At 61.4% G+C, this 575-nt stretch carries 1 pseudogene; it reads right to left on the bottom strand.

Going from position 1 to position 575, the window contains the following annotated elements:
• Positions 1-575 (bottom strand): annotated as a pseudogene (locus E1297_RS00870) (AMP-binding protein); the annotation flags it as partial.

Genomic DNA, 575 nt, shown 5'->3' with positions numbered 1-575 from the left:
GGAGCTTCGTAGACGGCTTGAACAACGGCGCCGTCGACATCGGGAAGGGCCTTGCGGTCGGTCTTGCCGGACGGTGTCAGAGGCAGGCGTGACAACCCGACAAAAGACGACGGAACCATGTGTTCGGGCAAAAGCTGCTTCAGCGTGCTGCGCACCTCACCCAGATCCACAAAAGCCTCCAGGGAAAGCTGGTGGGCTCCTTGCCGGTCCTCGCTGGTCAGCGCGCCAGGCGCGATCCCGAGAATGGAAGCCAGTCCAGCGTCATCAAATCCCTCAGGAACAACATAAGCGACAAGCTGCGTCTGGGCACTGCTGCCATCCGCCCCCTTGCGGGCAGTAACAGCTGCCTGGCCAATCCCCTCAAGGCCCGAAAGGGCTGCTTCAATCTCGCCAAGCTCGACACGCATGCCGCGGATCTTGATCTGCCCGTCCATACGGCCAAGATATTCAAGCGTCCCATCAGCACGCCACCGCGCAAGGTCGCCGGTGCGGTACAAACGGCTGCCTGACACCCCCGAAAACGGATCCGCAACAAAACGTTCCGATGTCAGACCAGATCGCCCCAGATAACCGCG

The sequence above is a fragment of the Roseibium sp. RKSG952 genome (genome assembly GCF_009711355.1).
This window is presented reverse-complemented; position numbering and strand designations above follow the sequence as displayed.